Here is a 9,133-nt window from a genome sequence, read left to right on the forward strand (position 1 = left end):
GGAGCAAGATCCAGTTCTCCAGCGACGTCCGCGAAATCTTCCGCTCCGACAGCCCCGACTTCGTCAATCTCGTGATGCTCGAGGAGCAGTACCCTCAAAGCGCCGGGGACATTCTGCTGTTGCTTCAGTCCGACGATCTTCTCACGCGCGAAAATCTCGAACGCTTGCGGGACCTGCATCTGGAACTCGGCTTCGTCGATGGCGTCCGCGACGTCTTGTCAATGTTTTCAGCCCGCCATCCGCCTGACGCCGAGGGCCGGAGCAACCCTGTGTTCCCCTTCGAGCTGAAGGACGACGAACTTCCGGAAATCCGTGAGGCGGTTCTGCGCAACCCGCTGGTGTCGGGAACGCTGCTTTCCGACGACGCAAAGACCGGCCTCTTCACCATTTCCATCGAACCGCAGTCTGGCGTCGAAGGTCTTCGGCAAATTGCCGGCGAGTTGAACGGCGTCGTAGACACGGTACTTGCCGGTTCCGATGTGCATGTTCAGCCCACTGGCATAGCCCTGCTGCGCATCGACATCGTCTCCGCGCTGATCCGCGACCAGCGGACATTCATTGCGGTCGGCTTCGCCTTTTCCTTCCTGGTCAGTTGGCTGTTCTTCCGCAGCTTCGTCTACGCCACGCTCGCCGGCATACCGGCCGTCATAGCCGTCGTATGGCTGGTGGGAACGACGCAGCTGCGCGGACAAGAATTCAATGTCTTGACGGGTGTCGTGCCGGCTCTCGTGATCGTGCTTGTGGTCGCAAGCGCCTTGCATTTGCTGTTCGGCATAAGACGCAACCTGGCGGACGGCGCCGACCTCCGCGATGCCATCGCCGCGGCTGTCACCGAAATCGGCCCTGCCTGCGTCCTTGCCTCGACCACGACTGCGATCGCGCTGTTGTCTCTCACGCTCGTGCCGCATTCGCTTGTCTCAGGCTTCGGTCTCACCGCGGCGATCGGGACTTTTATTGCCTTTCTCGCGACCATCACGATTTTACCGGCAGCGGCCTATTTGGTTCTTGGACGGTTTGGCCCGAACCCGGCGACGGACCGCAATGTCAATCTCATCTTCGACATCGCGAGCCGCGCCTGTGCTCGAATGGGCAGCTTCACCTTGAGCAGACCTGGCGCGGTCCTTGCGGGCGGCATTCTGCTGGCTGCCTGCGCCGGTGCGCTCTATGCCTCGATCAGTCCAAGCTATCAGTACCGCGAGTATTTGCCCGAAGACAGCGTAGCGTATGGCGCCATGGGCACGATCGATGAACGCCTTGGCGGCACCGAGAGGATGCTCGTGCTTATTCAGTGGCCGCCTGATCATGACATCGAGTCGGCCGAGACGCTCGAGGTGGTCGAGAAGGTGCACAAGGCGGTGGCGTCGTTGCCGCTGGTGACGGGCGTAACGTCCCTGTACGGCATCCAGGCCTGGGCGGCCGAGGGCGGGCTAGAAAAGGGCAAGGTGTTCAACTTGTTGAAGGAGGCGGAGTCGCCGATGCTGGCGCGCATCCTGTCCCCGGAGCACAAATCCGCGCTCGTGACCGGCTACTTCCCGGGCGTCGATGCCGTCGAGCTTCTGCCGGTTGTGGAAAACTTGGAGCGCCAGCTAACGGAGTTACGCGCGGCCTATCCCGATGTCGGCTTCGTGGCGACAGGCACGGCCGTGGTCTCCGCCCACGCCAGCCATGAGATGATCGCTCAGCTCAACAGGAGCCTGCTCATAGCCATCGTCCTGAACATCATACTTATTGGACTTGTCTTCCGGTCAGTGCGTGCCGGCCTCTACAGTATCTTGCCCAATCTCCTGCCCATCGCCGTTGCCGGCGCGGCGCTCTATCTGTCCGGCGTGGGTTTGCAATTCACCGCCGTGGTCGCGTTCACCATCGGCTTTGGCATATCCGTCGACAGCACCATTCACATTCTCAACTACTACAAGCACCTTCGGTCGAAGGCCCAAGACGTCAAACCCGCTTTGGCGGAGACGATCAGGACCATCGGACCGATTATCGTCGTCGGTACTGCGGTGTTGATTGCCGGCTTCGGGGCCACCCTCCTCAGCGAACTGCCGAACCTGCGCTTGTTCGGCACGGTCACGATCATCCTCTTGGTGACGGCCTTCTTCGGCGACCTGCTTGTGCTTCCGGCGACCATTGCCTTCGCGGAACAACGCCGGGCAAAGCGAGGTAGGGACGATAAACGCGAGCGCGAAACCGAACCCGACAGCGCCCCCTGATCACGTCACGATTATTGCAAGATTTCAAGCTAATCAGGCCCTGCCCGTGGTTTCGGGGGCTGTTTAAAGAGCCCTGGGGATCGGTCTATACTCGGTCCGGGCAGACCGGGCTCCAGAGCAATCTGGGCCACAGCAAGCAAACCTAGGAGGCTTATATGAAAACGTCGCTCCGGCTTTTGGCATTGGCGACACTCGCCCTTCTCGTCTCGATCGAAGGCGCGGCCGCCGGCTCGCTAAGTGGAACGTGGAGCGGCAGCGGCACCGCCGTTCCCAACGATGGCGCGAAGGAGAAGGTGAGTTGCCGCATGACCTATAGCCCACAAGGCGGCAAGCTCGTTGGTGTCAACGTGAAGTGCACGTCCACGTCCGCAAAGCAAATTCGGCAGGCGGGACAATTGCGGCAAATTGGCGCGAACACATATGTGGGCCAGTTCGCTAGTGCAAAGCACGCCGTCTCAGGACGCATGACTGTCACCGTGAGGGGCTCGGTACAAACGGTGTCGTTCAAAAGCAACAAGGGCAACGCGAGCGTAACTCTGAAGAAGCGCTAAGCGTAGGTGCGCAGCGGGTGATGATCTGTTGCGGCTAGCCCGTCCGCTCTTCGCTCGACAAATCGAGTCACGCATATTCGGCGAGCGACAGTCTTATGTCGCTCGCCGAATTGTTGAGCTGAATTCAATGCGGGTTGGCTCAGCAATTCTCTTGAAGAAATTTCAGTACCGCTCCGATCGGCGCCAAGACTAGCGTGCAGAAGAGGACAACGATCCTCAACTCAAACCATGTGAATTGTCGGGGGGCAAGTTGGTGAGCATTAGCAAAATGACCGCCATCGCGGGCAGACCAGCGTTATTTCCACCTCGGCTATGCCGTCCTCTGAGGCAGATTCTTAGCACTTGGCGCAGAGCGTTCAGGGCTCCAAACACGTGCGACGGCGGGTCTTGAGGCCACCGAGAATTGACTCTTACACCCATTCCTGTCTGAGGGTCCGCATGAGCCAGTTAGCGGATATCCCTCCCCACTGAACCGATGTCTGTTAAGTGCCAGGAGCGGGCGTTCGCAGGTCCGAATGGACTTTCCGGGAGCGATTGTGGATCGCCCCCGGAAAGTGAACCGTTACTCGACGAGTTCGATATCGCCAGGCCGCCACGTCTTTTCGAACCAGGGTTCGGTTGGGCTATAGAGGCGCAAGATCGCAAAAAAGCCCTTACCCGGAACTGTCTCGATCCAGTTTTCTTCCTTCCCCTCAGGTGCCTCCGGGCCAAAGTAGAGGTCCACCGAACCGTCCTCGTTAACCGCAACCTTGCCCTTGTGCTTCTCGCTGTTGTAGCTGGGGAACGGCTGGCTCGTCTGAAGTTGGGAACGGGTCTGAGGATCATAAAGAACTATCGAGATGAACTGTTTGGCGGGAGCGTCCTTGGGAAGGTTCAATCTGTATGTCTTGCTTCCGTCCAGATAGTCGCCGTCAGCGTCCAGAGCACCCCAGGCATATTGCGAGCCCTTGCCAATCAATTTCCATGCCATTGCCGGCGTATTGACAGTGGCAAAATAGTAGAACATCGACCGCGCATCGAGGTTCCGACCGCCTTCTCCATCATCTTTGAGAAACTCATAGGAACCTCCCGGATATCCTCGCTTCCAATTGCTTCCTTCGTAGAGGAGTTCTTCCGGGTTCCGTTCATACCAGAGCATCGTTCGCGCCGTCGCATTGCCCACTTCGGCGGATTTGATCAGGATATTCTTCATCCGGAGGTCCGGATCAAACGGCTTGCCCTTTTGAATTCCGACCGACGCAAATAGACCGCGCAACTCGGGGTCGAGCATTTCGACCGGCTCGCGATCGATCACAGCATGAAGCTCTTTGTAAAAGTCAAAGTCGGTCGAATGGATGGTGTTAAATGCCTTGGTCGATCCGTTGTAGAATTCCATCGCTGGCGGGTTATCTTTTTTAGCGAGCGGATAGATCTTGATGCCGTCGCGGAAAAGCTTGCTAGAAAAATCAGGCTTACCATCCTTGAGGAAGCCCCGCGCGATGAACCAATTGATCCAGCTGGTCGACTTGGAGACAAAGTATGTCTCTCCGTCGACCTCCGCCTCCATGCCGCCGACAGGAGGATCGAGTTCCCCGTCATAGTCGGGCGGAAGGATCAGATACTTGCCGCCCTTGCCTTTGTCAGGACCAGGAGGGCCCGTGTCGGTCACAAAGCGGAAGAAAGCATCGTTGACGGTCCCCGGACCGGTTCCCGGTGGGATCTCGATTACCGTTGGTCCATCTTCTTTGAGATTGAGAACGGCACTGAGATACACCGTATCGGTGTTGCCGGTGAGGAACAGCGGATTGCTGTCCATTAGTTGGTCGAAGATCCGGACCTGATAGGAGTGCGTCTCACCGTCGACCTCCTGGCTGCGGCGAATTGCTTCCAGGGAAGCCGCTGGCATACCGTTGAGAAAGGTCTCCACGCCGCGAATGTAGTCGAGGTGATTATAGAGCGCCTCAGCGGTCGCGGCCGTAGGGATGCCGTCGAAGAACTCGATGTCGCCGACGCGTGTGGGGTATTTGTCCGGCGTCAGCAGACCTTCGGGGATCTTGGTATTGTAGCCCGGTGTCGGGTCTTCGGCCGAGGCGGGCGGGCTCAATAACAGAAACGGAAAAAGCGCCGCCGCAAGCAATGCTCTAAATGTTGTCATGTCGTCTCCTCTCCAATGCGCGGCCAAGCCCTCAAACGGCCCGGCTTTGCGCCGCCTGAAATTCGGAATCGTCGCTGCGCAACGAGATGATCAAGAATACGAGGCAAATCGCCCAGATGACACCTTTGAGGACAATCGAATTGACGTCCTCATGGGGATGATCCGGGCGAAAGGTCGTGTCCCGCAAAAACGCCTCAAGATGCGCAAAGAACGGCACGAACATGCCGCCTGTGGCATACGCCCAGGCCACAGCCATGAGTTTCGGTGCCAATGGCCGCTGCTGATACCAAAAAATCGCGGCCGATAGCAACAACGCGCCACAAATGTAGTCCTCGACCATCGTCGTCGCATTCACAGAAAGGTAGCTCAGCCCCCTCCTGAGAGTTTCTCCGGCGATAAAGACAAACGCCATAATGTATGCTGCAAAATAGGCAGCTTTCATCGGATCCCTCCATTCCAAAGACGTAGCGCCGACATTCCTGGCCTAACGATTGAGGTCAGCAAAGTGACACAAATAGACATTGTTGTGATCTGAGCGGTTCCCATCGCGGCGCTTATTGTCTGCTAGCAGTTGTAGGTACCGTTCGCGCACCGCCGCGCAGTGCGTCGGCCTACGCCTGCAACGCTAACTGGCGTAAGCGGACGCCCGACTCTGGCTTCAGCAGTAGAAATGAGACCGTCGAACTCGGACATTGGCGACGGGCTGGTGATATGGAGTGCGCCAAGTGTGACAATCCCGAAGCCAATTACGATTCCTGCTTTCTTTAGCACTCTCATTGAGTCGCTCCTTTTTTGAAATGATCTGGCAAGGCGCTCATGCCTTTGAGGTCCTTCACGTCGACCTTTTTGGCTTTCGTTGCATTCTTAAAGCCAAAGTCGTCCGCGGCGACTTCAGCTCCGGTCTTCCAATCGCTGATCTGGATGCTGTATTGCGGCGAAAGGGGAATATCCTTGGAGGTGATGGCATACCGGCAAGGATAGGGACGCGCTCCCTGAGCGATCCGGATCTGGAAATCGATTTTCTTCTTCCGGAAAGCGAGGTAATCGCACTCAACGCCGTTGATCACGCCGCTGCCCAGATCCTTCACGTCAGTGACGTCGGCCATCAGTTCATCGTAGCTATTTGACATCAGCAAATCTGCGGCAGGCAGCGGCCTATTGTATTTTTCCCGCAGGACGTCGACTAGATTGTCGATCTTTGCGGGCATTGGCGAGCGCTCTCGTGAGGGACATGAGCTGTGGCGAGAGCTCCAGAAAAAGCGGACGACTGCGACCTCCAAGGCGTGGCCGCAGTTCGCCTCGTAAGCCGAGCCGTTACTCAACTAGCTCAATTTCGCCCGGTCGCCAGGTCTTGTCGAACCACGCTTCGGTTGGGCTATAGAGCCGCAACAGGGCGAACCACCCTTTGTTGGGCACTGTCTGTATCCAGTTGGCTTCTTTCCCTTCAGGTGCTTCTGGTCCGAAGAAAATGTCAATCGACCCGTCATCATTGGTGAGCAGTTTGTCTCGCTTGTTGTCTGCTAGCAGTTGTAGGTACCATTCGCGCAACGCCGCGCAGTCCGCCGCCCTACGCCTGCAACGCTAACCGGCGTAAGTGGACGCCCGACTCTTGCTTCCGCGGGCGAGATGAGCCAGTCGGCCTTCAATAATGAAGACGGCCCACTGCTAATGTGGAGGGCAGCAAATGTGACTATCCCGATCCCAATTGCGATTCCTGACCTCTTCAACATGCTCATTGGGCTGCTCCCATTTTGAAATTATCAGGAAAGACACTCATGCCCTTAAGGTCCTTGATGTCGACCTCAGTGGCCTTGGATGCATTCATGAACCCGAAATCATCCGACGCCACTGCATTGCCCGTTTTCCAGTTGCTGATCTGGACGCTGTATTGCGGTGAATGGGGCCTGTCCTTGGATGTAACAACGTAGCGACACGGATAGGGCTTATCCCCTTGAGCGATCCATATCTGCCAATCTAGGTGTTTCTTCCGGAATGCAAGGTAGTCACACTCAACCCCACCAATCACGCCGCTACCGAGATCCTTAACGTCCGTCACATCAGTCATAAGCTGATCGTAGACATTCGCCATGAGGAGGTCCGCGGCCGGAAGTGGCCTCTTATATTTTTCCCGCAGTACTTCGACAAGCTCGTCAATCGAACCGGGTGTATTTATCTGCGTGTAGAGGTTTGCATTCTTGCCAAGTAACGTCAGCGTCGTGCCATCAAACAGCATCTCAACGTCAGCGTGGCCACCTGCCCTGGTGGCACGAATCTTACCAGGGCGATTGAGGAGGACGGTTCCTGAGCTTGCTAGTGCGAGTTTTTGGTCATCCTTGGTCACAACCTCGAGGATAGTATCGAAGTCAAAGGATATGGCCTTCTGCGCTGCCACATAATCAGACATGGCCTTGAGGAGTTTCTTCGCATCGGCCTCGTCTGCCCTTGCTGATGAATATGCTCCAAAACCCACCGTTAGGGTCAGAGCTGCTACGCCGACGACGCTCGCAGCGAGGCTCAGTAACCGTCGGACTATCGTTTTCATGTTCCTCTTCCCTTCACTCTTGATTCGTTCAAAATTGATGGTTTGGTCTTCATTGACGGTCACTCATCATGCCCGGCCACTGACCGCAAGCCGATCTATCCTTCCCTTACCCCTTCGGCGTGTACCAAATGGGAGACGTGTAGGCACGCTCCTGGTGGACCTGCTGCGCGTCTTTCGGCAACTCAATGTCGAACCGGACCTTGTCGTAGACGACCCAGCGCGGCGTTGGGATTTCCAGAACGCGTGCGTAGTAAAAGGCACGCTCTTCGGGATCAAAGTCCGCGTCGGTCCAGACCGCTGAAAGTTCAGAGGCGCCGATCTTATTTTCCCAGGTCGCCGTCTCAAGATCGACGGTATTGCCAACTGCTGGGAGCTTTCCGTCGGCGCCTGGCTTCCGGCCTTCAGACCAAGCAACATCGTAGACTTTTTCCTTCAGCTCACCATCGGCATCGAGCCAGCCCTTCACGATTTGGACACGGTCGAGATTGGCGCCAATAGGATCGCGCAAGGCATAAACTAGAAAGCTCGGCGCCGCATCGCCTTGACGCTCACGCAGGTCCCCGCCCATGGGAACGCCCTTCTTGTATCCAGTTATTGCGGGCGCGCGCGAACGCAGGTCGTCTTCGTTAAAGTCCCATCCGCCAAACAATCGTACGGCTATGCGGGGCCCCGTCGTGGCGTAGGTTTCCTTCCGTTTCATCGCATCGAAGATGGCTTTGCGTGTGTTCTCTTCCGCCCAGACAGCCGTGTAGCCAGAGGCGACAAGCTTGTGGCCTTCGATCCGGCCAAGGTCGCTGGCAATGAAGGGATGTTCGATGCGGGTCGGTGACGGCTCCACGCTCACGGACTTGCCAAAGAAGTTGTCTTCCTCGGCTGTCGCTAGAGACGTATGGCTATCGGTCGCCCCCCCAAAGCCGAACTTGTAAGGGTTCACGCCGAACTTTTCTTCGAGCGCAAGACCCTGCTTCAACGCCTCGCGGGCGTACTCACCCTTTAGCATCTCCGGCTTCTTCAGCTCGGTCAGGTCGAGATTGCCAACATCCCAGTTCTCATAATCGGCGAACTCGTCCTCGGGGCTTAACGCCGGATGGGCTTCACCGTCGCCCTTGATCTGCGTGAGTTCGTAGTGAGGCTCCCACTTGGCGCGGCGTTCCACATACTCCTTGTCGACGTTTCCGCCGTGATACGTCTTGTCCGTCGGGAACATCCAGCCATTGGAAAGATTACCGTTATGGGCGAAGGCGATGGCACGGCCGCCCGTCTTGTCCTGATAGGTCTCGAGCCACTCATATAGCATTTGCGGATTCGTATCGCCCTTGGGCGGCTGCGTGGTCGGAGGCACCATCTGCAGCGCACGCACCGCGCCATCACGGAGCATCACGTTGCGGTGGAGGTTGAACCCCTTCGGAACAGAGGTCCACTCGAAGCCGATAAATGCGGTGAACTTGCCAGGATCGTTGTGACGCTCGGCCGCCTCGACGATGTCCTCCCACACATAGGAGAAGGCATCGGCACCGGGGCTGTAAGACTCGACGATGTCTTCCGGTAACGTCATCTGCGCGAAGTTAGTAATGAGATCGAACGCGCTTTTGCCCGCCGCTTCACCGCCAGCCACGTATCCCTCGTACCATTCGCGGCCTTTGGGATTGGCGAGAATCTCGGGCTTGCCGGCCTGCAGGTCGGGCGCAAACCC

8 protein-coding genes are annotated in these 9,133 nt (G+C 57.3%); 2 read left to right on the forward strand and 6 right to left on the reverse strand.

The window, feature by feature from the left end:
- The coding region (locus AC221Y_RS15995) for an efflux RND transporter permease subunit (protein WP_486707735.1) at window positions 1-2,213 on the forward strand (2,213 nt) is incomplete at its 5' end.
- Window positions 2,214-2,368: 155 nt separating this feature from the next.
- Complete coding sequence (locus tag AC221Y_RS16000; RefSeq protein WP_486707736.1) at window positions 2,369-2,764, forward strand: hypothetical protein; 396 nt, start codon at window positions 2,369-2,371, stop codon at window positions 2,762-2,764.
- A 562-nt stretch (window positions 2,765-3,326) separates the two neighbouring features.
- On the opposite strand, the gene AC221Y_RS16005 is transcribed toward AC221Y_RS16000, so the two are convergent.
- The 6 genes from AC221Y_RS16005 to AC221Y_RS16030 all read right to left on the reverse strand — a co-directional run.
- Window positions 3,327-4,925, reverse strand: coding sequence for a DUF1254 domain-containing protein (locus AC221Y_RS16005; RefSeq protein ID WP_486707737.1), 1,599 nt, complete (start codon window positions 4,923-4,925; stop codon window positions 3,327-3,329).
- Between the two features lie 4 nt (window positions 4,926-4,929).
- Entirely contained in the window at window positions 4,930-5,340 is a 411-nt protein-coding gene (locus tag AC221Y_RS16010; RefSeq protein ID WP_486707738.1) for a hypothetical protein, read from the reverse strand.
- A 331-nt stretch (window positions 5,341-5,671) separates the two neighbouring features.
- Window positions 5,672-6,106 carry a DUF2092 domain-containing protein gene (locus tag AC221Y_RS16015; RefSeq protein ID WP_486707739.1) on the reverse strand — a complete coding sequence of 145 codons (435 nt, stop codon included), beginning with the start codon at window positions 6,104-6,106 and terminating at the stop codon, window positions 5,672-5,674.
- Between the two features lie 106 nt (window positions 6,107-6,212).
- Window positions 6,213-6,446 carry a DUF1214 domain-containing protein gene (locus AC221Y_RS16020; RefSeq protein WP_486707740.1) on the reverse strand — a complete coding sequence of 78 codons (234 nt, stop codon included), beginning with the start codon at window positions 6,444-6,446 and terminating at the stop codon, window positions 6,213-6,215.
- Between the two features lie 184 nt (window positions 6,447-6,630).
- Entirely contained in the window at window positions 6,631-7,503 is an 873-nt protein-coding gene (locus AC221Y_RS16025; RefSeq protein ID WP_486707741.1) for a DUF2092 domain-containing protein, read from the reverse strand.
- Window positions 7,504-7,546: 43 nt separating this feature from the next.
- Window positions 7,547-9,133: DUF3604 domain-containing protein (locus AC221Y_RS16030; RefSeq protein ID WP_486707742.1), on the reverse strand; the 1,587-nt coding region annotated here is incomplete at its 5' end.

The sequence above is a fragment of the Boseongicola sp. genome (genome assembly GCF_057460485.1).